Here is a 23,065-nt window from a genome sequence, read left to right as displayed (position 1 = left end):
CTCGGCATTCCTTCTGCCTGCGCTTGACGGCCCCTACCTGGAACCTAGGAACATCAATGACTGGCAGAGACTGCGCTTTCAGCTTGAGCAGCGGCGCGTCCCTCGCATCCTGGGCCGGCGCTTCCGGGCCAACCCGGATGGCTACCTCCGAGGCATCGAAGAGGGGCTCAGGCCATATTTGCCGGCGTAGAAAAAAAGTGGAAGATTCCGTGGAGGATGGTCATCGGGGTGGGCGCGCTGGTGCTGCTGGCGGTGCTCCTTCGCGGCTTCGTCGTGCACCCGAGGCTCATCGTCTCGGGCTCGATGGAGCCGACGCTGGCAGTGGGTGACCGGCTGGTGGTGGATACCCTGTCCTACCGCGTCCATCCGCCCCAGGCCGGGGACGTCGTCGTCTTCGAGCCGCCTCCCGAGCTCGTGCGCTCCGGTGACCTGCGCCAGCACATCGCCATCAAGCGGGTGATTGCCCTGCCGGGTCAGGAGGTGCGGGTGCGCGACGGGCAGGTGTTCGTGGATGGACGGCTCCTCCAGGAGCCCTACGTCGCGGCGGCGCCCACCTACCAGTGGGGCCCCGCGCGCGTGCCCGAGGACAGGCTCTTCGTCCTGGGTGACAACCGGAACGCCAGCAGCGACTCACATGTCTGGGGTCCCCTGCCGCGACGCTCCGTCACTGGCAAGGCCTGGTTGCGCTTCTGGCCGCCGGAGCGCGCGGGAGCACTGTGACGGGAGCCGGCCTTGCCCCGGTCGGGGGGGCGCCGGCGCCTCAGGCAGACGCGCCCCAATGGAGTCCCTTGTCTGCCTTTGCCAGAGGCCGCTTGAGAGGCTTCATCACCAGACTCAACAACAGGAGATGCCGTTTCCAACGCCGAAGGCGTCTACGAGGACGCCCGCGTGTCGTGGACCCGTACCTTCCGCCTCGGCTACTTCTTGACGCCGAGCTGCGCGAGCGCCGCCTTCACCCAGTCCTTGATGGACAGGGTGTCGAACGGAATCGCGTCGCGGCCCGGGTACTTCTTCTCGAAGTACGTCACCGCCGCCACGCCCATGGCGAACGCGGTGCCACCGCTGGCCGCGCCCTTGAGCAGCCAGCCCGCGATGGGAATCCAGCCCACCGTCTCTCCGACGATGCTGCTGGCCGCCTTGCGTGCGACGATGCCCGCGCCCAACGTGGGCACCAGGCCGAGCGCCTCACCAAGGCTGAGCTTCTCTCCGTAGATGCCGGCCACGTGGTAGATCATGTACGCCTCGATGGCGGACGTGAGCGCCGTGTGCGCGCCCGGCACCGGGATGGGAATCGCGGCGGCACCAGCGGCGCGCAGGGCGCTCTCCTCGACCCAGCTTCGCGCGGCCTTCTCTGCGGACATGGATGTTCTCCCAATCAGTCGTTCGTTCCCACCTTAAGGACTCCGACCGGGGTTCGAAAGAGGGCGCACCACCGGGGTCTTGGAACGCAATTGCGACACCTGCTCGAGCTTCTCGACGGAGCGGTTGGCCGGGTCTACGAGGAAGAGGGCTTCGCCTACCGTCCTCGCTACACGCCGCTGGTGCGGGCACTGATGCAAGACGAGCCGATGACCATCGGCCAGCTCGCCGAGGCGTCCGGCACCACCCAGCCCGCCACCACGCAGACGCTGGCGTTGATGGTGAAGGACGGGCTCGTGCTCTCGGAGCCAGGGCCAGTGGATGGGCGTCAGCGGTGGATTCGCCTCAGTCCGTCGGGGCGGGCGCTGCTCCCGCGACTCCAGTCGTGTTGGAAGGCCACCGCGAGCGCCGCTGCCAGCCTGGATGCTGAGCTTCCCGTGCCGCTCTCCGAGGTGCTCGAGCGCGCCATCCAAGCCCTCGAAACGAAGTCCTTCGACGAGCGAATCGCCAGTGCGCGGGGACGGCAATCGAAGCGCCGTGGCGCGTAGGTATGATGTCCCCTTGCAGCGCGGAAGAGCCATCTCCGACCGAGAGAAGCAGACCCATGAAATCCATCTTCATCAACAGTGAGCGGCGTCTCCGCAATGGCTGGAAGGTGCTGGGCTCCGTCGCGTTGAGCGTGGCCCTGATACTGGGCCTCGTCCTCCTCCAGAAGCAGCTGCCTGTCGAGCTGCGGCGAATCGTCTCGGGGCCGCTCTGCGCCTTCTTCGGCGTCCTCCTTTCGAGCTGGCTATGCCTTCGACTCGAGCGTGAGCCCCTGTCCTCGCTCGGAATCCTCCCAGCGCGGCGCTCGGCCCGTGACTTCGGGCTCGGGCTCTTGGGCGGCGCGGCGCTGGTGGGAGCGGTGGGCGCGGTCGTCTTCGCGCTGGATGGCTTCCATCTGGAGCGAGCCGCGAGCAACGGAGCCGCCGTCATCTTCAAGATCTCCTGGTTCATGCTCTGCGTGGCCCTGTTCGAGGAGACGCTGTTCCACGGCTATGCCTTCCAGCGCGCCATCCGAGGGATGGGTCCCAGGTGGACGCAGCTCGTGTTCGCGGCCGTCTTCAGTCTGGCCCATGCCTTCAATCCCGGCATGGACGGAGGGGCGCGCACGGTGGCTTTGACCGCCACCTTCCTGGCCGGATGGATGCTGGGGCTCTGCTACCTGCGCACGGGAGGACTGGCGCTTCCCGTGGGTGTGCACCTGGGCTGGAACGGGTTGCTGGGCCTGCTGGGCTTCGGCGTGAGTGGCGAGGAGTTCAAGGGGATGTGGATGCCTGTCTTCCACGGCCAGCCCGAGTGGCTCACCGGAGGCCGCTACGGGCTGGAGGCCTCCGTCGTCACCCTCGTGGTGCTGTGCCTGCTCATCCTCGCCCTGTCGCGCTGGAAGGGAACGCGACAGAGCGAGGCGCCCACCCCGCTGACAGGCGCACAAGGCCAGGGAGCCTGAGGACCACGCCCTGGCTCACCGCGGACGGAACCGGTCCGTGGCCTCCACGAGCGCGGCCGTGGTGCCCGGCTCGTTCGCCGAATGCCCCGCATCCGGAACGATGACCAGCTCCGCCTCCGGCCACGCTTGATGCAGCGCCCACGCGCTCTCCGGCGGGCACACCACGTCGTAGCGTCCCTGGACGATGACCGCGGGGAGATGACGGATGCGCGGCACGTCATCGAGGAGCTGCGTGTCCGAGCGCAGGAACCCACGGTTGAAGAAGTAGTGGCACTCGATGCGCGCGAAGGCGAGGGCGAAGTCGTCCGCGCTGTTGCGTGCCACCAGCTCCAGGTTCGGATGCAGATAGCTGGTTCGCGCCTCCCACACGCTCCAGGCCCGCGCGGCCTCCTGTCGCGTCGCCGCGTCCGCGCTCGTCAGGCGCCGGTGATACGCGCCCAGCAAGTCCCGTTGCTCCTCCAGGGGAATGGGCGCCAGGTAGTGCTCCCACGCGTCGGGGAACAGGGCGCTGGCGCCGCGCTGGTAGAACCAGTCCAGCTCCTGTTTGCGCAAGAGGAAGATGCCGCGCAGCACCAGCTCCGTGACGCGCTCCGGATGGGCCTGCGCGTAGGCCAGTGACAGCGTGCTGCCCCAGGAGCCGCCAAAGAGCTGCCAGCGCTCGATGCCCAGGTGCTCGCGCAGACGCTCCATGTCGGCCACCAGGTCCCAGGTGGTGTTCTCCTCCAGGCTCGCGTGCGGAGTGCTCCGGCCGCAGCCGCGCTGGTCGAAAAGGACGATGCGATAGGCCGCCGGGTCGAAGAACCGCCGCTGCTTCGCGTCCGTGCCTCCCCCTGGGCCACCATGGACGAAGACCACGGGCTTGCCCTTCGGGTTGCCACACTCCTCGAAGTACAGCTCGTGGAGCGAGGAGACCCGCAAGCGGCCCATGCGATAGGGCTCCAGAGGGGGGTACAGCATCCGCGACGGCGGGGACTGAACGGACATGCGCCTTCCAGGACAACGAGAGAGTTTCTCACGCTAGCAGACCGGTTCTTCATCGCCGGCCGGCCCGTGCGTCACCGTCCGGAGGTGTTCGCGTGTCCCCTTGCCTGGGGTGGGGACTGTCGGGCAGGGCACATGCCGCACGCCACGGTCGCGCCCTGAACGCGATGTGACGACGATGTTGCCCGCGCGCGACGTGGAGGTTGCGGGAGCGGTGGATGCTGCTTCCCGTCTCCTCACACCCCGGAGCGTTCCATGAATCTCGCTTCCCTGATGACGCCCCCTCGGAAGAACGAAGACCACGCCGCGCCCCGTCGCCTCAAGCTGGTCCGCATCCAGGCCACCGTCCTGCTTCAAGGCGCGGTGAGCGCGGCGCAGGACAGCGTGAAGTCCTTCCGCCACATGCGCGACGTGCTCACGGGGGCCTACTCGCAAGCCCGTGCTTGAGCGAAGCGAGGACCGGTGGAGCGGGCCTCACTGGGCGCTCACAGGCCCTCGCTCGCCGGCGTGAACCACCGCGCACCTCAGGGTCGCGCGGAGGCGGCATATCGCGGGCCACGCTGAGGCCCGCGCGACGCGGAGTTCACGCGGGGCACTGTGTCGCGGGCCGTGTCGGAGCCCGCGACCTCTCCGCGTGTCAGGAGGGCGCGCCGGGGTTCGGGCTGGTTCCCGGATTCACGGGCGCGTCCTCCTTCGGAGGCGGCGGTGGCACGCCCTTGCCCGCGGGCGCCACCATCCGCACCTCGGAGGCATCGCTCATCGCCAGGCCGTCGCCCTTGGGCTCCGTCTCCGTCACCGCGATGACGTCACCTCGGTGCAACTGGAGGAAACGCTCGTTCTTCTCCGTGCGGTGACGCTCCTGCATCGCCAGTCCCACGCGGCCTTCCGGCCCGCAGCCGATGTAGCGGTGCCGTCCCTTGCCCTCCAGCGGCTCGGAGACGATGCGGAACAGCCGACCCGGCGGAAGCTCCGGCCACTCCTCTCCCTTGGGCGCCAGCAGCAGGTAGCTCATCTTCAGCGCTTCCTTGTGCAGGCTCGCCGCGCGCGCCAGTTCCTCCACGACGCGAGGCATCGGCCAGGGCCGCTCCGCGTGGCACCAGTCCGTCTCCTTCACCAACGCCGGACACGCACCCCGGTACATGCACGGCGCACGCACCGCATAGCCGCGCGCCACCATCGCATCGCGCACGTGCAGCAGGCCGCGGCTCGTCTCCCGCAGCGCGGGTTCCATCACCAGCAGGCTGCCGCCGCGCTTCACCTTCGCCAGCGCCGCCTCGAGCAGCGCCGCCCGAGGCGTCGTCGCGCTGTCCCCCGTGCCGTACAGCTCGTTGATGACGTGGCCCATCGTAATCAGGTCGTACTGCCCCTCCGGCAGCACGGCGGCCTTCTTCGTCGGGTCCCACTCCCGGGTGGCCAGCGCCTCGCCGGCCTCTGTCGCCAGCGCGCGCGCGAGGTTCAGCGCGGCCTTGCTGCGGTCCGCCGCCGTCACTTCCTTCCCGCCCGCGTCCATCGCCGCGAAGGCCACCGGACCCGGGCCGCTGCCCAAATCCAGCACCTGTCGGGGACGGTTCGGCAGCTCCCCCAGCACCTGCCGGGCCTGCGCATACGAGACCGGCCAGTAGAAGAGGAGGTAGGCGCCCAAAAGCTTCGGGTCGTCCATGTAGCGCGCCCCCGCGAGCTGACGCTCCCGCGTCAGGCCCAGCGAGAGCTGGCGCACGCCGGCGCCCACTTCCTTCACTTCCTGGGGCGTCAGCCGCCCCTCCGGCCCGTCACCCTTGCCGCGTGACGCGCGCCACACGGCGATGAGCCGCGGCATCCACCGCTCCAGGTCCTTGCTGTATCCGTTGCTCATCCCGCCAAGCCTTCGACCGAGGGGCCGCTCCCGGAAGCCGCCCATGTCAACCCGTTGTCACCCCGCCACTTGTTCAACTCCACGGTCGCCACCCGGGGGCGTCCGCGTTAAACCCTTGTCGCACATGATCTCCGTCCACGGGCTGCGCAAGCACTACAAAGTCCACAAGCGCCCGCCAGGCCTCAAGGCGGCCCTCCGCTCGCTCTTCCATCGCACCTACACCTCCGTGAAGGCGGTGGACGGCATCTCCTTCGACATCCGTCCGGGAGAGCGCGTGGGCTTCCTGGGCCCCAATGGCGCCGGCAAGACGACGACCCTCAAGGTCCTCTCCGGCCTCCTGCACCCCTCCGAGGGCGAGGTCCGCGTGGACGGGCACGTGCCGCGCCTGCGCGAGGAGGCGTTCCTCAAGAAAATCATGCTCGTCATGGGGCAGAAGCAGCAGCTCTTGTGGGACTTGCCTCCGGCGGAGACCTTCGAGCTCAACCGCGCCATCTACGACGTGCCGACGTTGCAATACAAGCAGACGTTGGACGAGTTGGTGGGGCTCCTGGAGATTGGCGACCTCATCGGCAAGCCGACGCGCCAGCTTTCCCTGGGCGAGCGGATGAAGTGCGAGCTGGCGGCGGCCCTCATCCACCGGCCCCGCGTGCTGTTCCTGGACGAGCCCACCATCGGCCTGGACGTGTCCATGCAGGCCACCATGCGCACGTTCATCAAGGACTACAACGAGAAGTACGGCGCCACGCTCATCCTCACCAGCCACTACATGGACGACGTGGCGGCGCTCTGCCCGCGCGTCATCGTCATCGACAAGGGCCTCTTGTCCTACGACGGAAGCCTGGAGGCGCTGGTGCAGCGCGTGCGCCCGGAGAAGCGCGTGGTGCTGCGGCTGTCCGAGCAGGTTGACGCCTCGCGCCTGGAGCCCCTGGGCAAGCTGGTGACGCACGAGGCGGGCACCGCCGTGCTCCAGGTGAAGCAGGACGCGGTCAACGCCACCATCTCCCGCGCCCTGTCCGGACTGCCGGTGACAGACCTCACCGTGGAGAACGCGCCGCTGGAAGAGGTCATGAGCGAGCTCTTCGCGGAGAACAAGGCCCGCAGGCTGCAGGCCGCCGAGTCGGTGACGGCATGAATGCCCGAGGTCTGCTGCGGGCCCTTCCCACCATGCTGCGCGTGAGCTTCGCGGAGTCGGTGGCCTACCGGGCGGAGATGTTCGTCTGGGTGCTGTCCACCACCATGCCGCTGGTCAACATGGTGCTGTGGATGGCGGTGGCCAAGAGCGCCCCGGTGGGCAACTTCGGCCAGGCGGACTTCGTGGGCTACTTCCTGGCCACCTTCGCGGTGCGCCAGCTCACCAGCGCGTGGGCCGCGTGGCTCATCAACTGGGAGGTGAAGCAGGGCACGCTGGCGATGCGCCTCTTGCGTCCCATCTCTCCCTTGTGGGGCTACGCGTCCGACAACGTGGCGGGCTTCCCCATGCGCGTCGTGGTGGCCCTGCCCGTGGTGCTCCTGAGCATCGCCCTGGTGGGCGCGGACAAGGCGGTGCCGCAACATGCGTGGCAGTGGGCGCTGTTCATCCTCGCGGTGCTGGGCGGCTGGGCCATCACCTTCCTGGCCAATGTGGCCATCGGCGCGCTGAGCCTCTTCCTCGACAGCAGCCAGAAGATGATGGAGGTGTGGATGGTCCTCTTCTTCGTCTGCTCCGGTTATATGTACCCGGTGGAGTTCCTGCCCGAGGGCCTGCGCACCGTCATCGACTGGCTGCCCTTCCGCTACCAGATGGGGCTGCCAGTGGAGTTGATGACGAACGCGCATGACCTGCCCACCGCGCTGGGCCTCCTGGCGAGGCAGTGGGCGTGGGTGCTGGGCATGGGCGCGCTCGCGGTGGGGCTCTGGAAGCAGGGCGTGAAGCGCTTCGCGGCGTTCGGAGGGTAGGGGCATGGTGCGGCGATATCTGCGACTGCTGACAGTGCAGCTCAAGGCCTCCGGCCTCCAGGCGCTCCAGTACCGGGCGGACTTCTTCACCGACGGCTTCACGTCGCTGTGCTGGGTCTTCACCGCGCTGGCGCCGCTGTTCGTCGTCTACGGCAGCCGGCCGGAAGTCGAGGGCTGGAGCTTCGGCGAGGCGCTGCTCGTCGTGGGCTGGTTCACCCTGCTGCAAGGCATCCTCGAGGGCGCCATCAACCCGAGCCTCACCGGCGTGGTGGAGCACATCCGCAAGGGCACGCTGGACTTCGTGCTGCTCAAGCCCGCGGATGCGCAGTTCCTCGTGTCGACGCAGCGCTTCCTGCCGTGGCGCGCGTTCAACGTGCTCACCGGCCTGGGGCTCTTCCTCTACGCCTTCATGCTGCTGGGACGCGGGCCGTCTCCCTTGGGGCTCCTGACGTCCGTGCTGCTCCTGGGCACCAGCACGCTGCTCTTGTATTCGCTGTGGATATTGACGGTGAGCGCCGCGTTCTTCGTCGTCCGGGTGGACAACCTCACCTACCTCTTCACGTCCATCTTTGACTTCGCGCGTTGGCCGTCATCCGTGTTCAAGGGCGTGGCGAAGGGGGCGTTGACCCTGGTCTTCACCTACGTGATTCCCCTCGCCTTGATGACCACCTTCCCGGCGGAGGCCATGCTGGGCCGGCTGCCAGCGCAGTCCCTGGTGGGGGCGGTGGTGGGCTCGGCGGTCTTCGCGTGGGTGGCGCGGCGCGTCTGGATTCGCTCCATCGGCCACTACACCTCCGCCAGCAGCTAATCCCTTTCATCTCGACCGAGTCTTTCGAGCCGGCGAGCGCTCGCTGACTCGGTGGTGGGGTGTATCAACCCCACCTGTCTCATCTGGTGTCGACACATCTTTTCAAGGGCGGAATTGGCCTCCTTCCTCGGGACTGGGGTAAGGGCCGCCGCGTGCGGCTCGTCGGGCGCACACCCCAAGGAAAGGACCCCCACCCATGAATCGATGTATCGGGCTCGGCCGACTGGCCGCGCTTGTGTCGGCGCTTGTCCTAGCGGGATGCTCACACGAGGAATTTGCAGAAACGTCGGAAGCACAGGCGACTGCGGGCTTGGAGGCGAGCCAGGGTTGGACGCCCACGCCGAGCATGTTGCTCCAGCGGATGGACCACACGGCGACGTTGCTGCGCACCGGGCAGGTGCTGGTGGTGGGTGGGCAGTCCTCGTCGAGCGCGGAGCTGTACGACCCGAAGGGCGTGCGTTGGCTGCCCGGGGGCTCGCTGGGCGCCGCGCGGCGTCGACACAGCGCGACACTCCTGAACAACGGCAAGGTGCTCGTCGCTGGCGGTGACTCCGGCGCGTCGTCCACGGGCACCGCGGAGCTGTATGACCCCACTGCGGGGACCTGGGTCGCGACGGGGAATCTGGACTCGCTGCGCTCCGGCCACACGGCGACGTTGCTGTCGAGCGGGAAGGTGCTGGTGGTGGGCGGAGAGAACGGCGCGAGCGCGGGACTGGCCACAGCCCAGCTCTATGACCCGGCCACGGGGACGTGGTCCGCCACGGGTGCGCTGCGCAGGGCGCGCGTGGGACACACAGCGACGCTCCTGGGCAATGGACGGGTGATGGTCACCGGAGGGCGAGTCGGACCGCGAGGCTCGTTCGTGAATGACGTGGAGCTGTATGAGCCGAGCACCGGGCTTTGGACCCTCGCCGCGGGGATGCTCGGCGTGCGCTCGGGGCACAGCGCGACGCGGCTGCTGTCCGGCAAGGTGCTGGTGGCGGGAGGCTTCATCGATGAGCTCACGGCCTCGCGGACCTCGGAGCTGTTCGACCCGGGGACGGGCACCTGGACTTCGGTGGCGCAGGGGCTGCCAGGAGAGCGGGCGCAGCACACGGCCACGTTGCTGCACTCAGGCGAGGTGCTCGTCAGCGGTGGTACGGATGGCAACAGCCCGTATCTGCAGAGCGCGGCCATCTTCGACCCGGCGCTGGTGCGCTGGAGCGTGACGTCTCCGATGAGCACGAGTCGGCTGGGGCACACGGCCACACTGTTGCCCCAGGGCGACGTGTTCGTCGCGGGAGGAAGCGCGGAGGGGACGCAGGGGGCTTCGTCGGCCGAGCGTTTCTCGGTGCCCACGCCGCCCTGGCGCCCGACGGCCGTCATGTCGTCGGCGCGGTATCACCACTCGGTGACGTTGCTCGACTCCGGCAAGGTGCTGGTGGCGGGAGGCACGAGCACCGGCGGCAGCGGGCTGTCGGGCGCGGAGCTGTACGACGAGCACCTGGTGACGTGGACGCAGACGGGGAGCCTGGTCGCGCCGCGCTTCCTGCATGGGGCGGCCGAGCTTCCCTCGGGCAACGTGCTGGTCGCTGGCGGGCAGGCCAGTTCCTCGTCCTATCTGTCGTCCGCGGAGGTGTATGACCTGGCCACGGGGCAGTGGAGCAGCACCGGCGCGCTGGCGGGGGCCCGTTCGCGGCACACCACCACGTTGCTGGAGTCGGGGCAGGTGTTGGTGACGGGAGGGCGGATGTCCTCCAGCTTCAGCAGCATCCTCGCCACGGCGGAGTTGTATGACCCGCCTTCCGGCACCTGGCGCACGACGGGCGCGATGAACGTGCGTCGCGTCAACCACACCGCGACGATGCTGTTGTCCGGGCAGGTGCTGGTGGTGGGTGGCACGACGCCCACGGGCGACACGGCCACCGCCGAGCTCTACAACATGCACACGGGCCAGTGGACGCAGACGGGCTCCATGGCGGGCACGCGTTATGGGCACATCGCGGTGGCGCTCCCCGGAGGCAAGGTGCTGGTGGCGGGCGGCTGGGGCCTGGGCGGCGCGCTGGCCACGGCGGAGATCTATGACCCGGCGCAGGGCGGCTGGACGACGGTGGCGCCCATGACGAGCAGTCGCTACGGCGCGCTGGCGTCGGTGTTGTCCTCGGGCCGCGTGCTGGTGCTGGGCGGGGACGCCGGGGCGGGCACGGGCCTGTTGTCCACGACGGAGGTGTTCGACCCGGCGCTCGGTCAGTGGACGTCCGCGGGCACCATGTCCAACGCGCTGTCGAGCGGCACGGTGACTCGGCTGGCCATCTCCGGGCGACTGCTCGTCGCGGGAGGATTGGGGACCAGCGGAGCGCTGTCCTCGGCGGAGCTGTACACGCCAGCGCTCTGACGATGAGGCTCCTGTCGCCCGCGTCCCGGTGTGGACGCGGGCGGCAGGGGCATCAGCTCACGGCGGAGCGGACTGGCAGCTCGTGGAAGGCGATTCCTGGGAGTTCCATGAGGCGCACTGCCTCCATGAGGCGCTGAGTGCCGATGAGCATCGTCGCGAAGTTTCCGACCCGGAACAGGTCCACGTCTGAGGGCATGGAGTCCGCATCAAGGACGGGCGCATCGGGTCGCGAGAGCGCGAAGCGGCCACACGTCGGGCAGGGTGGAGGCACATCCGGTGGGACACAGTCGGGATGGAGTCGACCGCGTGGCTCGATTTGAAGGTCGAGCAGCTCGGGCGCGGTCTTCTGGCGAAACCGCAGCTCTGTCCGGCACCCTGTCAATCCACGGAGGCCCTGCGCCTGGAGTTGCTCCAGTGCGTCGCGGCGAACGAGCAGAATCGAAGTCCCTTGCCAGGTGAACGGTCCGAAAGCTCCCGAGGCTCGGCCGACCCTGGGGCCAAACTCGGTGCCAGGTGGCAGCTCGGAGTTCGCTGGGGCCAGGGGGCGCACCAGAGCCCGCAGACGTGCGAACTCGGTGAAGGGCTCGGGGCGGGGCTGCTCGAAGAGAGCGTGCTCGGGCAGCGAGGATAGGTCCACGCAAGGATAGTGGTGACCCCACGAGCTCCAGGTCACGCCGCACTCCGAGCACTTCGCACCGGGCAGGGCCCACTTGAGAGCCCCGTCGAACGAGCCGCTGAAGGCGCTCGTCGCGGCCTCGTCCTCCCGCAGCCAGAAGTACCGAGTCATGTGTTCGAAGCCCTCATGCTCCCGGGCGAGAATAGTAGGGTTGAACGGGGCCACCGATGAGCTGGAATCGGTGGATGAGTTCGCCCGCGTGTTTGTAGATGTCCTCGGGACTCGCGCTCTGATTCAGGTCTCGATACTGGCGCCAGGCCTTGTTCCACGGGCCTCCGCGACCGTCATTCCCATGAATGCGGCGATGGAGGTCGCGGGGGATGGGCATCGTGTAGTCGTGGATCTTCACGCCCTGGCGCTCGAACCATCTCGCGAGGTCCTCTGCCTGGGGAAAAATGTGGTGCTTCTCCCAACGCCCTGGCGTGAGCTGGTGCGAAGGAGGAATGACTCGCTCGGGCGCGCCATTCCAGTGCGGGAAGACCATGATGGCCCCGCGAGGGAGGCCCTGGCGACCGCCCCAGTTCCTCCGGGGACCACTTCCCGGTGCGGCAGCGGCGGCAGGGGGACGTGCCGGAGGAAAACGCACCCGCTCAACCTCGCTGGGCAGGTCCTCGCAACGATAGAGGCCGCACATGTCATCCGAACACAGGACCGTGACGCAGCGGTCCTCCTCGGGGCGAGCGCACTCCACCTCGGCTTCATCCCAAGCGGGATGAATCGGGTGCTGTGCAGCGGAAGCGCAGCCCAGCACGTGGACGACCCATAAAAGCCAGAGCCCTCGCAGAATTCGCATGCGCCGCGAAGCCTAGCACTCAGAATTGCCGGAGTTTTACGTGCAGTTGCGCCTGGGCTTCCTCGTGATGAGAGGCCGATGCTACGCGTCGCTACTTCAGGCGAGCAACAACCTGACGCTCCACGTCCTCCCAGGGGACTGTCTCCACGCGGCCTTCGCGGATGTCCGTGGCGCGACGCTCCAGCTCTTGTGCCCACTCTGAACCGGAAGCTTCCTGTGCGGGCTCGTCGTCGAGACTGAGCAGGAGCTTGTGCGCGACCTCGGCGCGCTCCTCGGGAGGAAGGCTCAGGACCCGTGTGAGCAAATCGTCCTTGGTGGCCATGAGGTGAATCCTACTCGTCGGCGTCGTTGTTGGCGGCAGGGACTGTTTCCGACTCGACCTCCTGTTTTCACGCCCCGGGCTGATGCGCCTCCGCCTCCTCGGACTCCACGCCGTAATAGGCCAGGCACTCCACCTCGCGACCTCTCACCACGCGCCGACCGTCCAGCGGTCCACCGTGCGCGGTGACGATGGTGCACTGTCCCTCGTCGCCTTCCTGGTCGAAGTACAGCACCACCCAGTCGTGCGTCGCTTTCTGCTGATGTGCCATCGCTGTGTTGGAGAACAGCGCCCGCACGTTCCACCCGTCCAGCTTGCGCCGCATCACCGGCAACCACGCCTCACCCGATGGATTGAACCGCCGAGGCGCGATGGTCCGCAGCTCTCCCGTGTCCGCCTTCCGGCGGTACTCCTCATCCACCTGGAGCAACACCCCCACGTCGGGCCGAGGCCCTTCATCCTGGCTCTCGCGCTTGCGCGCCGCTCCTCGCCGGTTTCGCCCCAGCCGCGCCTCGAGCAGGTCCCGCACCTGCTGCCCGCGTCGCGGTCCAAAGCCCTCCACCGCTTCGAGCCTGCCGTCGTGCGCCGCCTGCTCCAACTCCTCCAGCGAGCGCACACCCAGCTCTTCATGAATCCGCCGCGCCAGCTCCGGACCGATGCCCGGCACACTGGCAAGCAACTGCTCGGGCGACGACTCATCCTCCAGCCGCTGCAACAACCCGAGCTGCCCCGTGCGCACCAGCTCCGCTACCGCCGCGGCGATGCTCTTGCCCACCCCGGGCAGCTCCCGCAGCCCCGCCTCGCCCTTCGACGCCAGCAGCTCCGCCACGGACTCCGGCCATTGGCCAATCGACCCCGCCGCCTTGCGGTAGGCCGTCACCCGGAAGGGCATCGCGTCCTGCTCCTCCAGCAGGTCCGCCACCCGCTCCAGCGCATCCGCGATGCCGATGTTGTCCTTCCATTCGACGCCCATGGCTCCCTCGAACTTGGAGCGTCGGGCGCGAGGCGACCACCCCCGGCGATGCAATCCAAGCGGGCAGGGGGGCCCTCGTTCCTCAGGGTGCCTTGTCGAGCGCGTCCGCGACGATGGCGTCCGCCTCGATTTCCACCAGAATCTCCGGGGAGATGAGCTTGCTCACCTCCACCATCGACGTCACCGGACGGATGCTGGCGAAGAACTCCCCATGCGCCCGCCCCACCTGCTCCCAGCGGGAGATGTCCGTGACGTACATCCGCGTGCGCACCACGTCCTTCAGGCCCGCGCCCACGGCCAGGAGCGCGGATTCGATGTTCCGGAGCGCCTGGACGGCCTGCAGGTAGGCATCCCCGACCCCGACAATCTGCCCCGACGCGTCGGTGGCCGTGGTGCCCGAGATGGAGACGAAGGGCCCCACCCTCACCGCGCGCGAGTAGCCCACGACGGGCTCCCAGGGGGTACCCGTGGAGTGATGGGTCCGCTGCATGGCTGCCTCCGAAGGCGAGAAAGTGTGGGCAGACCCTCCCACGGGCCTCGGGCGGACCGCCAGGGGCTCCTTGTTGGCTGCAAGGAAACACGGCCCGTGGTAGTTGGCCCCGGGTCATGACGAACGAGCTCGACAGGGAGGTCGCCCGGCGGCGCACCTTCGCGATCATCTCCCACCCCGACGCGGGCAAGACGACGCTGACGGAGAAGCTGCTGCTGTACGGCGGCGCCATCCATCTGGCCGGCAGCGTCAAGGCCAAGCGCGCGCGGCGCCACGCCACCAGCGACTGGATGGAGCTGGAGAAGGAGCGCGGCATCTCCGTCACCTCGTCCGTCCTCCAGTTCGTGTACCGGGACCACGCCGTCAACCTGCTGGACACCCCGGGCCACCAGGACTTCTCCGAGGACACCTACCGCACCCTGGCCGCGGCCGACGCGGCGGTGATGCTCATCGACGCCGCCAAGGGCGTCGAGCCCCAGACGAAGAAGCTCTTCAAGGTGTGCCGCATGCGCGGCATCCCCATCTTCACCTTCGTCAACAAGCTGGACCGCTACGGCCGCGAGCCGCTCGAACTCATGAACGAGCTGGAGCAGGTGCTCGGCATCCGCTCCTACCCGATGAACTGGCCCATCGGCATGGGGCCGGAGTTCCGTGGCGTCTACGACCGGCAGGCCCGCGTCGTCCACGTCTTCTCCGCCGAGGGCACCCACGGCGAGTCGGAGGTCGGCGAGCGCTCGGTCTCCATCGACTCGGAGGACATCAAGTCGGTGCTCACCGAGTCGGAGCTGGCCAAGCTCCACGAGGACATCGAGCTGCTCGACATCGGCGGTGACGAGTTCACCCGCGAGAAGAGCGACTCGGGCCAGCTGACGCCCATGTTCTTCGGCAGCGCGATGACGAACTTCGGCGTGCGCCCGTTCCTCGACGCCTTCCTGGACCTGGCCCCCGCGCCCACCTCGCGTCTGACGACGCTGGGCCTGCGCGAGCCCAACAACCCCAAGTTCGCCGGCTTCGTGTTCAAGATTCAGGCGAACATGGACCCCGCCCACCGAGACCGCATCGCCTTCATGCGAGTGGTGAGCGGCCGGTACGTGAAGGGCATGAACGCGTTCCACTCGCGCCTGGGCAAGGAAGTGCGTCTGGCCAAGCCGAGCCAGTTCATGGCCGCCGAGCGCACCGCGATTGAAGACGCCTGGCCCGGAGACGTCATCGGCCTGTTCGACCCGGGGCAGTACCGCATCGGCGACACGCTGGCGGAGGGCACCGACGTGGAGTTCGAGGGCGTGCCGCGCTTCAGCCCCGAATACTTCGCGGTGGTGCGCTCCAAGGACCCCTTGCGCCGCAAGCAGATGGAGAAGGGCCTGGAGCAGCTCTCGGAAGAGGGCACCGTGCAGATCTTCCAGCAGCTCAGCATGGGCATGAAGGACCCGATTGTCGGCGTGGTGGGCGCCCTCCAGTTCGAGGTCCTCCAGTACCGGCTCGAGCACGAGTACGGGGCGAAGATTGCCCTGGACCGGCTGCCCTTCAGCCACGCGCGCTGGGTGGTGGGGCCGAACTTCGACCCCAAGTCCTTCGACTGGGAAGGCAACCGTCAGACGGTGCAGGACCGCGACGGTCTGCCGCTGGTCCTCTTCCGCGACGACTGGGCGCTCCAGCACGCCGAGGACAAGCACCCGGACCTGAAGTTCCTCAACGAGGCGCCCATGCTGCGCAAGCTGACGGCGGTCGCCTCGGGGAGCTGAGCGCTACTTGTAGACGTTCACGGTGCCGCCCCGGAAGGCGGAGTCGCGCAGGACGAGGCCTTCCTTGTAGAGGCGGGCCGTCTTGGGGCCGACGAAGAAGTCCTTCGGCTGGCCCCGGCGGAACGTCTTCTTCACGTGCTCCTCGATGTCCATGAACAGGCGCCGGAAGCGGTCCGGCGCCGCGTTCTTCCGGCCCGTCTGCGCGGTGATGTCCAGCTCCGCCCAGAGCTTGCCGCTGAGCAGTTCGCCCTCCTCGTTGGTGCGGCAGCGCTCCAGGAAGATGACGGGGGAGCGCACCTCGTCCACGCGCCAGTAGCCCTTGTCCGGGCCGCGCTTCATCTTGTCGACGATGGCGGGGCCCAGGTCGCTGGCCACCAGGTACATCTCGTCCTCGGGCAGTCGCGCCATGTTGTCCTGATGGGCGCGGAACGTCGTCCAGTCCGCTGGAACGCGCCGGGGGTACACCTCCAGCACGAAGCGCTCCAGGAAGCGGAAGAAGGCGAGCTCGTCGTCGGGAATCATGAAGAACTGAAGGACATTGGCCATTGCCCGGCCCTCATACCCTTGTGTTCCTCCCCGCGAAAGCCCGGGGTGCGGCGGGTTATAGAGAGTTCATGGATACCTGGCTGCTTTCCCGGATGCAGGAGCTGAAGGACCTCCAGGGGCTCATTGGCCTCGCCACGTGGGACCAGGAGACGTACCTGCCCGCCAAGGCGGGCCCCGCGCGAGCCCACCAGCTGTCCACCCTGCAGGGCATCCACCACGAGCGCCTCGTGGACCCTCGGCTGGGGGATGCGCTCGCCAGGGCGGCCACCGAGGCGGGCCTGTCCGACGACGAGCGCGCCATGGTGACCGTGCTTCAGCGCGAGCGGGAGCGCGAGGTGCGCGTGCCCGCCGCCCTGGTGCGCGCCCTGGCCGAGGCCCAGAGTCACGGCCTCCATGCCTGGCGCGAGGCCCGCAAGGAGCGCCGCTTCGCCCGCTTCCAGCCCGCCCTCCAACGCCTGCTGGAGCTGCGTCGCGAGCAGGCGGATGCGTACGGCCATGATGGCGAGCGCTATGACGGCCTGCTGGAGGGCTACGAGCCCGGCATGCGTGTCTCCCGGCTCACCCCGGTGCTGACCACGTTGCGCGAGCAGCTCATCCCCATGGTGGGCAAGCTCTCGGGCGCGAAGCGACAGGTGCCGGCCCTCTTCGACGGGCGTCGCTACGACAAGGACGCGCAGTGGCGCTTCACGCTGCGGTTGCTCGGGGACCTGGGGTTCGACCTGGAGGCGGGCCGACAGGACGTGAGCATCCATCCGTTCACCGGAGGCACGCACGCGCTCGACGTGAGGCTCACCACGCACGTGGACGAGTCGAACCCGTTGTCCGCCATCTTCAGCACCATCCACGAAGCGGGGCACGGCCTGTTCGAGCAGGGCTTCTCGCCCGAGCACTACCGCACGCCGCTGGCGGCCTCGCCGTCCATGGGGCTGCACGAGTCACAGTCGCGGCTCTGGGAGAATCTCGTGGGCCGGAGTCGCCCCTTCTGGGAGCACTACTTCCCGCTGCTGCGCGAGAGCTTCCCCGACGCGCTGGCCCAGGTGGACCTGGATGCGTTCCACACCGTCGTCAACGACGTGCGCCCGTCGCTCATCCGCACCGAGTCCGACGAGGTGACGTACAACCTCCACATCGCCGTGCGCTACGAACTGGAGCTGCTGCTCATCCGCGACGAGCTTCCGCTGGAGGAGCTGCCCGCCGCGTGGAACGCGCGCATGGAGCGCTACCTCGGCGTCACTCCGCCCGATGACACGCAGGGCGTGCTCCAGGACATCCACTGGGCCTGGGGCGAGCTGGGCTACTTCCCCACGTACTCGTTGGGCAATCTCTACTCGGCCTCGCTGTACCGCGCCGCCGGGCGGGAGCTGCCGGACCTCGAAGGGCAACTGCGCCGGGGGCAGATGCTGCCGCTGCGCGACTGGCTGCGTGAGCGCATCCACCGTCAGGGCTTCCGCCTGCCCGCCGAGGAGCGGGTGCGCGAGGTGACGGGACAGGGCCTCACCGACGCGGACTTCCTGGGGTATCTGCGCGCGAAGTACGGCGCGCTCTACGGCATCTCGCTCTGAGCGCCGTCACACGACGCGCGGACTCAGAACGAGAACAGGAGCGGATGGCACGAACGGGCCAGCCGCAGCGCGTCCTTCGCGAGCGTGTATGAGCCGGGGTCATCCGCGTCCAGCCAGGCCGTGCGCGCAACGAGGCTGCTCAGCTCGAAGCACAGGCTGGTGGTGCGCCGCGCCAGCCGGCTCTCCTTGCGCAGCGCGCGCACGTTGAGCTCGCACAGCTCCGCGCACTGCCGCAGCACGCGCACCGAGGCGCTGCTCAGCGTCTGTCCCTGCGCCACCATCCGCGCCATGCCTGCTTCGCAGGCCGCCTGGCACTGGAGGCTCGCATCAATGCAGCGCGACACGTCCGCGCGAGCACCGCCCAGTCTCGCTCCAGTCATCGCTCGCACCTCCGAACCGCTAACTAGGGTATGCACGCCGAGCAGGGGGGCAACTGGAAGTGAGGCATGAGATGCCCGATGTTAAACGGTCACCATGCCCAAGCTCACGCTCGTCCCTGACGAAATCGAAGAGTACGCCCGCGCGCACACCGCGGCACCCGCGCCACTCTTCGAGGAACTCAAGGACATCACCCACGCACGCACGTCCTCTCCGGGTATGCAGGTCGGACCCGTCGAAGGCGCCTTCCTGAGAATGCTCGTCTCGCTCACGAGTGCGAGGCGCGTCCTGGAAATCGGGACCTTCACGGGATACTCGGCGTTGATGATGGCGGAGGGGCTTTCCGACGACGGAGAGCTCATCACCTGTGACATCAACCCGGAGACGGCTGAGATTGCCCGCACCTTCTTCGCGCGCAGTCCGCATGGCCGGAAAATCCAGCTCCGACTCGGGCCTGCCCTGGAAACCCTGAAGACGTTGCGGGGTCCGTTCGACCTGGTCTTCATCGACGCGGACAAGGGGGGCTACAGCGCGTACTGGGACGCGGTGGTGCCGCTGGTGCGTCCCGGGGGGCTGCTCGTCGCGGACAACGTGTTGTGGTCCGGGCGCGTGCTGAGTCCCGAGTCCGCGCAGGACCACGCGGTGGTGGACTTCAACGCGAAGGTCGTCGCGGATGCGCGCGTGGAGCCCGTGCTGCTGACGGTGCGCGACGGGATGATGCTCGCGCGCAAGCGGTGACTCAGTAGCGCGCGAGGAAGCGCGTCAGCCCGGGCCGCAGGGCCTCGCGCTGGGCGATGCACTGGTCCACGCGCTCCAGGGACTGTGCCAGCGCACGCTCGCCGCCCTCGAAGTCCCGCGCGCGCGGACCGAAGAAGCGCGCCACCTCTTCACGGTGCTCGGCGTCGCAGAAGAAGCCGCCACCCGAGAGCAGCCATGTGGAGAGGTCCCTGGGCAGTCGCTCGCGCAGGGTGTCGAAGTGCTCGCGCAGGAAGCCGAACGCCACCTCGCGCGTGTGCGCCTCCGAGAGCTGTCCGAAGAGGATGGCCAGCGCCTCGCGCGTGTCCACCTTCGCGTCCAGCAGCAGCTCCAGGCTTGCGTGTGCCAGCGCCGCATCGCGAAAGCTGCCCAGGGCACCGAAGAGCAATCCGCGCTCCTGCTCCGTGGCGGCGGTGCGCGCGGCGTCTCGCAGGCGTTGGTGCAGGGCGGCGTCTCCCGCCACCGCGGCGGACTGGAGCACCGTGGCGGCGTCCTCGGGTGGCAGCGCGGTCCGGTCCTCGAGCCAACGCAGCGTGAGGCGGCGAGCCTCCGCGCGCAGCTTCGGGTCTTCGCCCTCGGTGGCCGCCATCCACATCAGGGTGGGGCGCATCAGTCGCAGGTCCTCGCTCTCGCCGGGACGGGAGACGAAGCCCACCGAACGCGCGCGGCTTCCGAAGAGTCCGCGCACGAAGCGCGCCCGGTGCGGACGGAGTGCATCCGGAACCAGGTCCGTGTGCACGCTGCCCACCACGCCCGCGGCGCTGTTCACCAGGTCCGAGCCCCCTTCGCCCAGCCGAGCCACCAGCGTGAGCGCCTGGCTGACGTCCAGCTCGCCACTGGAGAGCAGCGCCTGCGCGTCCGCCATCAACACCAGTCGCTCGGGGATGGTGAGCTGCCTTCCTCCCTGGCGCGTGAGGCGCTCCAGCCCGTCTCCGCGCAGCAGCGCATGGTAGTAGCCGCGCGCGTCCGCGTTCGGGTGGACCCAGTCGGGACACCCCTTCGCCTCGGTTAACTCCAGTGTGCCCGTGGGCTCGGTGAGCACCGTGCAGACGCGGCCTTCCTTCGCGCCGACGGCGTAGCGCACGCACAGCGGCACCTGCCAGGGCCGTGAGCCCGCCGCGTCCCGGGCCCCGAGCGGCAGGTAGCGCCGCTGCTCCAGCGCGAGGCGCGGCGCTCCCTCCTTGGGACACTGGAGCGTCATCGCCACGAGCGGCACACCGGGCTGGTCCAGGAACGACGAGAACACGGGCGCGACGTCCCGCCCGGCCGCGAGTGACAGCGCCTGGAAGAAGTCCTCGGTGGTGGCGGTGCCGCGCGCGTGGGCCTGCAGGTAGTGGCGAACGCCGCGCTGGAATGTGTCGGCTCCCACCCAGGACTCGAACATGGCGAGCACGGCGGCGCCCTTGCCATAGGTGATTCCGTCGAAGGCGCTGTGGATATCACCGGGCGCTTCGATGGGCTGGCGGATGCTGCGCGCGGTGACGAGCCAGTCCTCGCGCATGGCGTGGCCTCGGGCCTCCACGCGGCGGATGTCTCCGCGCCACTCCGGACGCCAGCGCTTCACCACCTTGAAGGCGAGCCAGTCCGCGAAGGACTCGTTGAGCCACAGGTCGTCCCACCACGCGGGGGTGACGAGGTTGCCGAACCACTGGTGCGCGAGCTCATGCGCCTGCGTCTCCGCGAAGCCGCGCTGGCGCCACACGGTGTCCTTGCCCGGCTCCGCGAGCACCAGCGGCGCGCCGAAGGTGACGAGGCCCGGATGTTCCATCGCGCCCCCCAGAAGCCCCGGCACCGCGAGCACGTCCAGCTTCGGGTAGGGGTAGGGCGTGCCGAACCACGTCTCCAGCTCCGCGAGCAGGGGCGGGGTGACGGACGCGGCCCAGGTCGTCTCGGCCGCGCGGCCCTTGGGCACCACGATGCGCACCGGCACGCCGTTCTGTCCGGCCCGCCCCGCGTCCACCGCCTCGAAGGGGCCCACCGCGAAGGCCACCAGGTACGTGGGCAACGGCGGCGTCGTCTGGAAGCGCACCGTCTTCCAGCCGTCCGTCCCCGCCTCCTCGGCGCGCACGGGCGTGTTGGCGAAGGCGGAGTCCTCCGTGCGCACGCGCAACGTCAGGACCCAGGGAATCTTGAACGCGGGTTCATCGAAGCAGGGAAACGCGCGCCGCGCGTAGAGCGGCTGGAACTGCGTCATCGCGTACCAGTGGCCGTTGTCCTGCTCGCGGAAGACGCCGCTGTCTTCCTTGTCGTACGCGCGGCCCGTGTACTCGACGTGCAGCGTGACGGGGCCGGGCTGGAGCGGCTCGCGCGGGATGAAGGCGAGCAGGTCCTCCCCGACGGGCAGCGCCTCCGCGGACACCCGCGTGTCCCCTACGCGGAAGTGGCTCTGGCTCACGGTCAGCTCCGAGGCGTGGAGCCACAGCGCGCGCGTGGGCTCGGACAGCGACAGCTCCACGTCCACGGTGCCTCGGAAGGTCTCCTGGCGAGGGTCCAGCTCCAGCGTCACCGCCTGCCGCGTGGGCCGCGCGTGCCAGTCCAGCCGCAGGCCCGGTGGCGTGAGGACGCGGGCGTCTTCCACGGGCGGCGGCACGACGCGCGGGCGAGGCATGGGTGGGGGCGTCAGCGCCGCGGCTTCACGGGCGCCGCCCGCGCAGCCCGCGAGGAGGAGCGCCAGCAACAGGGCGATGACCGCGCCAGGGTGTCCGAACCGCATCGGGAAGCTCCGTCCGCCAGACCAAGGGCGACTCGTGACGGAGGTCATTCCATCACCGCCTCCGCCGCGACGGTAGCGCTTAGACGCGGTGTCAGATGTGACGCGGTGGCGCGGTGGGGCCCTCAGCCGACGACGGGGAAGGCGGCCAGCAGCTCGATGAGGGCGGGGCCGTACAACTGCAGCCGCTTGTCACCGAAGTAGGGCACCTGGCCGAGCTCCTCCAGGTTCCGGGGCGGCTGCGCGAGCAGCGCGTCCATCAGCGGGTTGGTGAGCACCACGCTGGGCGTCACCTTGCGCTCGGTGGCCTTCTCCACTCGGAACGCCTTGAGCGCGTCCTCGCGCTTGCGGCGGTTGGTGTCCTTGGGGCCCTTGTTCTCGCGCTCCTGGGGCAGCTCCCCGTTGCGCGACTTCTCCAACTGCGCGCGGACGATGGCGAGCACCTCGTCGCCATGGGCGCGCACGAAGGCGCCTCGCACGCCCGCCGCGCGCGCCAGGTCCTTGGGCGTGGAGGGCAGCCGCGTGGCGATATCCGCCAGCGCCATGTTGGAGAGCATGCGCCCCATGGGGACGTTCTCCTGCTCCGCCCACTCCAGCCGCTTGCGGTGCAGCGCATGGGCAATCGCGTTCGCCAGCGTCAGCTGCGTGGGGGACAGCCCGGAGCGCGGCAGCTTGGGCTTGAAGTCCGCGCCCACGTCGGGCCGGGCCACGGCCTCGTCACAGAGCCGGTCGCAGTCCAGCACCACTTCTTCCAGGATGCCCGCCTCGCGGCATGACTCGCGCACCTGCCGGCCCAGCTCGCACAGGTAGCGCACGTCGTTGGCGATGTAGGTGTGCATGCCCGGGGGCAGGGGGCGCAGCGAGAAGTCGGACTGCTGATGCTCCTTCGGCAGCTCCACGCCCAGCTTCTCCCGGGCCACGTCCGCCAGTCCCACCTTGGGCCAGCCCAGCAGGGTGGCGGCGCGGTGCGTGTCGAACAGGCCCCGCACCCGCACCCCGCCCTCGGCCAGGAACTGCAGGTCGCCCTGGGCGGCATGGAAGTACTTGGTGCGTTCCGGGTCGGCCAGCAGCGGGGCGAGCAGCCGGGCCTCCACGCCGGGCTGGAGCGTGTCGAAGAGGAAGACGTCGTCGTCGGTGGCGACCTGGAGGAAGCACAGCCGGGCGCGGAAGGCGTGCATGGAGTCGGCCTCCAGGTCCACGGCCAGCTCGCGGGCCGCCTCCAGCTTCTGGAGGGCGCTCTGGGCCCCGGCGGAATCCACCACGTCCACGTCACCCTGCGGGTAGGTAGGCATCGAGCTGAGCAGGCTAGCGGACCGGACCGC

At 69.0% G+C, this 23,065-nt stretch carries 23 protein-coding genes and 1 pseudogene; 12 read left to right on the top strand and 12 right to left on the bottom strand.

From position 1 onward, the window contains the following. Positions 1-190, top strand: a pseudogene (locus HUA78_RS45905) (ISNCY family transposase); the annotation flags it as partial. 26 nt (positions 191-216) lie between these two features. Further along, positions 217-720, top strand: a complete 504-nt coding sequence (lepB, locus tag HUA78_RS06020) for a signal peptidase I (protein ID WP_174475831.1) — start codon at positions 217-219, stop codon at positions 718-720. A 197-nt stretch (positions 721-917) separates the two neighbouring features. Here lepB and HUA78_RS06015 read toward each other — a convergent pair whose 3' ends face one another. Then, positions 918-1,361 (bottom strand): DUF697 domain-containing protein, encoded by a 444-nt coding sequence (locus HUA78_RS06015; RefSeq protein ID WP_141645958.1) that lies wholly within the window; start codon positions 1,359-1,361, stop codon positions 918-920. A 90-nt stretch (positions 1,362-1,451) separates the two neighbouring features. On the opposite strand from HUA78_RS06015, the gene HUA78_RS06010 reads away from it, so the two are divergent. Continuing rightward, the gene (locus HUA78_RS06010) at positions 1,452-1,907 is read left to right on the top strand and encodes a MarR family winged helix-turn-helix transcriptional regulator (RefSeq protein ID WP_174466329.1); all 456 of its coding nucleotides are present in this window, start codon (positions 1,452-1,454) and stop codon (positions 1,905-1,907) included. Between the two features lie 56 nt (positions 1,908-1,963). After that, positions 1,964-2,848, top strand: coding sequence for a CPBP family intramembrane glutamic endopeptidase (locus tag HUA78_RS06005; RefSeq protein WP_174475830.1), 885 nt, complete (start codon positions 1,964-1,966; stop codon positions 2,846-2,848). Between the two features lie 15 nt (positions 2,849-2,863). On the opposite strand, the gene pip is transcribed toward HUA78_RS06005, so the two are convergent. After that, positions 2,864-3,832 (bottom strand): prolyl aminopeptidase, encoded by a 969-nt coding sequence (gene pip / locus HUA78_RS06000; protein ID WP_174466331.1) that lies wholly within the window; start codon positions 3,830-3,832, stop codon positions 2,864-2,866. Positions 3,833-4,084: 252 nt separating this feature from the next. On the opposite strand from pip, the gene HUA78_RS05995 reads away from it, so the two are divergent. Then, entirely contained in the window at positions 4,085-4,276 is a 192-nt protein-coding gene (locus tag HUA78_RS05995) for a hypothetical protein (protein ID WP_174457583.1), read from the top strand. Positions 4,277-4,466: 190 nt separating this feature from the next. On the opposite strand, the gene HUA78_RS05990 is transcribed toward HUA78_RS05995, so the two are convergent. Further along, entirely contained in the window at positions 4,467-5,681 is a 1,215-nt protein-coding gene (locus HUA78_RS05990; RefSeq protein ID WP_141645953.1) for a small ribosomal subunit Rsm22 family protein, read from the bottom strand. A 124-nt stretch (positions 5,682-5,805) separates the two neighbouring features. Between HUA78_RS05990 and HUA78_RS05985 the strand changes: the two genes are divergently transcribed. The 4 genes from HUA78_RS05985 to HUA78_RS05970 all read left to right on the top strand — a co-directional run bounded on the left by HUA78_RS05985 (position 5,806) and on the right by HUA78_RS05970 (position 10,798). After that, the gene (locus HUA78_RS05985; RefSeq protein WP_141645952.1) at positions 5,806-6,813 is read left to right on the top strand and encodes an ATP-binding cassette domain-containing protein; all 1,008 of its coding nucleotides are present in this window, start codon (positions 5,806-5,808) and stop codon (positions 6,811-6,813) included. Beyond that, positions 6,810-7,616, top strand: coding sequence for an ABC-2 family transporter protein (locus HUA78_RS05980; protein WP_141645951.1), 807 nt, complete (start codon positions 6,810-6,812; stop codon positions 7,614-7,616). The genes HUA78_RS05985 and HUA78_RS05980 overlap by 4 nt, the downstream gene beginning before the upstream one ends. A 4-nt stretch (positions 7,617-7,620) precedes the next feature. Further along, a complete protein-coding gene (locus tag HUA78_RS05975) occupies positions 7,621-8,424 on the top strand; it encodes an ABC transporter permease (protein WP_141645950.1) in 804 nt (267 codons plus the stop codon). Between the two features lie 310 nt (positions 8,425-8,734). Further along, positions 8,735-10,798 carry a kelch repeat-containing protein gene (locus HUA78_RS05970; RefSeq protein ID WP_254623546.1) on the top strand — a complete coding sequence of 688 codons (2,064 nt, stop codon included), beginning with the start codon at positions 8,735-8,737 and terminating at the stop codon, positions 10,796-10,798. 52 nt (positions 10,799-10,850) lie between these two features. Here the strand turns inward: HUA78_RS05970 and HUA78_RS05965 are convergent, their stop codons facing one another. From HUA78_RS05965 to HUA78_RS05945, 5 genes are all read right to left on the bottom strand, one after another. Continuing rightward, a complete protein-coding gene (locus HUA78_RS05965; protein WP_174463203.1) occupies positions 10,851-11,585 on the bottom strand; it encodes a double-CXXCG motif protein in 735 nt (244 codons plus the stop codon). Positions 11,586-11,598: 13 nt separating this feature from the next. Beyond that, complete coding sequence (locus HUA78_RS05960) at positions 11,599-12,267, bottom strand: TIGR02269 family lipoprotein (protein WP_174457580.1); 669 nt, start codon at positions 12,265-12,267, stop codon at positions 11,599-11,601. 91 nt (positions 12,268-12,358) lie between these two features. Continuing rightward, complete coding sequence (locus HUA78_RS05955; RefSeq protein WP_174457579.1) at positions 12,359-12,589, bottom strand: addiction module protein; 231 nt, start codon at positions 12,587-12,589, stop codon at positions 12,359-12,361. Positions 12,590-12,656: 67 nt separating this feature from the next. Next, on the bottom strand, positions 12,657-13,559 hold the full coding sequence (locus HUA78_RS05950) for a helix-hairpin-helix domain-containing protein (protein WP_174463204.1): 903 nt from the start codon (positions 13,557-13,559) through the stop codon (positions 12,657-12,659). Between the two features lie 82 nt (positions 13,560-13,641). Next, positions 13,642-14,049, bottom strand: coding sequence for a RidA family protein (locus HUA78_RS05945; RefSeq protein WP_174475828.1), 408 nt, complete (start codon positions 14,047-14,049; stop codon positions 13,642-13,644). Positions 14,050-14,165: 116 nt separating this feature from the next. On the opposite strand from HUA78_RS05945, the gene HUA78_RS05940 reads away from it, so the two are divergent. Continuing rightward, on the top strand, positions 14,166-15,791 hold the full coding sequence (locus HUA78_RS05940; RefSeq protein ID WP_174475827.1) for a peptide chain release factor 3: 1,626 nt from the start codon (positions 14,166-14,168) through the stop codon (positions 15,789-15,791). A 3-nt stretch (positions 15,792-15,794) separates the two neighbouring features. Here HUA78_RS05940 and HUA78_RS05935 read toward each other — a convergent pair whose 3' ends face one another. Beyond that, a complete protein-coding gene (locus tag HUA78_RS05935) occupies positions 15,795-16,337 on the bottom strand; it encodes a hypothetical protein (RefSeq protein WP_141645945.1) in 543 nt (180 codons plus the stop codon). Positions 16,338-16,405: 68 nt separating this feature from the next. Here HUA78_RS05935 and HUA78_RS05930 point away from each other — a divergent pair, with 68 nt between their 5' ends. Continuing rightward, positions 16,406-17,899, top strand: coding sequence for a carboxypeptidase M32 (locus tag HUA78_RS05930; RefSeq protein WP_174475826.1), 1,494 nt, complete (start codon positions 16,406-16,408; stop codon positions 17,897-17,899). 23 nt (positions 17,900-17,922) lie between these two features. Here the strand turns inward: HUA78_RS05930 and HUA78_RS05925 are convergent, their stop codons facing one another. After that, entirely contained in the window at positions 17,923-18,279 is a 357-nt protein-coding gene (locus tag HUA78_RS05925; RefSeq protein WP_141645943.1) for a hypothetical protein, read from the bottom strand. Positions 18,280-18,373: 94 nt separating this feature from the next. Here HUA78_RS05925 and HUA78_RS05920 point away from each other — a divergent pair, with 94 nt between their 5' ends. Continuing rightward, a complete protein-coding gene (locus tag HUA78_RS05920; RefSeq protein WP_174475825.1) occupies positions 18,374-19,015 on the top strand; it encodes a class I SAM-dependent methyltransferase in 642 nt (213 codons plus the stop codon). Position 19,016: 1 nt separating this feature from the next. On the opposite strand, the gene HUA78_RS05915 is transcribed toward HUA78_RS05920, so the two are convergent. Together HUA78_RS05915 and HUA78_RS05910 are read right to left on the bottom strand one after the other, a co-directional pair. Continuing rightward, positions 19,017-21,746, bottom strand: coding sequence for a M1 family metallopeptidase (locus tag HUA78_RS05915; protein ID WP_174475824.1), 2,730 nt, complete (start codon positions 21,744-21,746; stop codon positions 19,017-19,019). A gap of 122 nt (positions 21,747-21,868) precedes the next feature. Beyond that, positions 21,869-23,035 (bottom strand): ribonuclease D, encoded by a 1,167-nt coding sequence (locus tag HUA78_RS05910; RefSeq protein WP_141645940.1) that lies wholly within the window; start codon positions 23,033-23,035, stop codon positions 21,869-21,871. Between the last annotated feature and the right edge of the window lie 30 nt (positions 23,036-23,065).

This window comes from Myxococcus sp. CA033, assembly GCF_013336625.1.
GTDB lineage: Bacteria > Myxococcota > Myxococcia > Myxococcales > Myxococcaceae > Myxococcus > Myxococcus llanfairpwllgwyngyllgogerychwyrndrobwllllantysiliogogogochensis.
Note: the sequence above shows the minus strand (reverse complement) of the source record. Positions and strands in the feature narration are given on the sequence as shown.

Coding starts and splice junctions, on each gene's coding strand:
- HUA78_RS06005 (WP_174475830.1), top strand. CDS start 1,964: ATGAAATCCATCTTCATCAACAGTGAGCGGCGTCTCCGCAATGGCTGG.
- HUA78_RS05910 (WP_141645940.1), bottom strand. CDS start 23,035: ATGCCTACCTACCCGCAGGGTGACGTGGACGTGGTGGATTCCGCCGGG.
- HUA78_RS05945 (WP_174475828.1), bottom strand. CDS start 14,049: ATGCAGCGGACCCATCACTCCACGGGTACCCCCTGGGAGCCCGTCGTG.
- HUA78_RS05935 (WP_141645945.1), bottom strand. CDS start 16,337: ATGGCCAATGTCCTTCAGTTCTTCATGATTCCCGACGACGAGCTCGCC.
- pip (WP_174466331.1), bottom strand. CDS start 3,832: ATGTCCGTTCAGTCCCCGCCGTCGCGGATGCTGTACCCCCCTCTGGAG.
- HUA78_RS05920 (WP_174475825.1), top strand. CDS start 18,374: ATGCCCAAGCTCACGCTCGTCCCTGACGAAATCGAAGAGTACGCCCGC.
- HUA78_RS05980 (WP_141645951.1), top strand. CDS start 6,810: ATGAATGCCCGAGGTCTGCTGCGGGCCCTTCCCACCATGCTGCGCGTG.
- HUA78_RS05950 (WP_174463204.1), bottom strand. CDS start 13,559: ATGGGCGTCGAATGGAAGGACAACATCGGCATCGCGGATGCGCTGGAG.
- HUA78_RS05960 (WP_174457580.1), bottom strand. CDS start 12,267: ATGCGAATTCTGCGAGGGCTCTGGCTTTTATGGGTCGTCCACGTGCTG.
- HUA78_RS05995 (WP_174457583.1), top strand. CDS start 4,085: ATGAATCTCGCTTCCCTGATGACGCCCCCTCGGAAGAACGAAGACCAC.
- HUA78_RS05975 (WP_141645950.1), top strand. CDS start 7,621: ATGGTGCGGCGATATCTGCGACTGCTGACAGTGCAGCTCAAGGCCTCC.
- HUA78_RS05930 (WP_174475826.1), top strand. CDS start 16,406: ATGGATACCTGGCTGCTTTCCCGGATGCAGGAGCTGAAGGACCTCCAG.
- lepB (WP_174475831.1), top strand. CDS start 217: ATGGTCATCGGGGTGGGCGCGCTGGTGCTGCTGGCGGTGCTCCTTCGC.
- HUA78_RS05925 (WP_141645943.1), bottom strand. CDS start 18,279: ATGACTGGAGCGAGACTGGGCGGTGCTCGCGCGGACGTGTCGCGCTGC.
- HUA78_RS05915 (WP_174475824.1), bottom strand. CDS start 21,746: ATGCGGTTCGGACACCCTGGCGCGGTCATCGCCCTGTTGCTGGCGCTC.
- HUA78_RS05985 (WP_141645952.1), top strand. CDS start 5,806: ATGATCTCCGTCCACGGGCTGCGCAAGCACTACAAAGTCCACAAGCGC.
- HUA78_RS05955 (WP_174457579.1), bottom strand. CDS start 12,589: ATGGCCACCAAGGACGATTTGCTCACACGGGTCCTGAGCCTTCCTCCC.
- HUA78_RS05965 (WP_174463203.1), bottom strand. CDS start 11,585: ATGACTCGGTACTTCTGGCTGCGGGAGGACGAGGCCGCGACGAGCGCC.
- HUA78_RS05940 (WP_174475827.1), top strand. CDS start 14,166: ATGACGAACGAGCTCGACAGGGAGGTCGCCCGGCGGCGCACCTTCGCG.
- HUA78_RS06015 (WP_141645958.1), bottom strand. CDS start 1,361: ATGTCCGCAGAGAAGGCCGCGCGAAGCTGGGTCGAGGAGAGCGCCCTG.
- HUA78_RS05990 (WP_141645953.1), bottom strand. CDS start 5,681: ATGAGCAACGGATACAGCAAGGACCTGGAGCGGTGGATGCCGCGGCTC.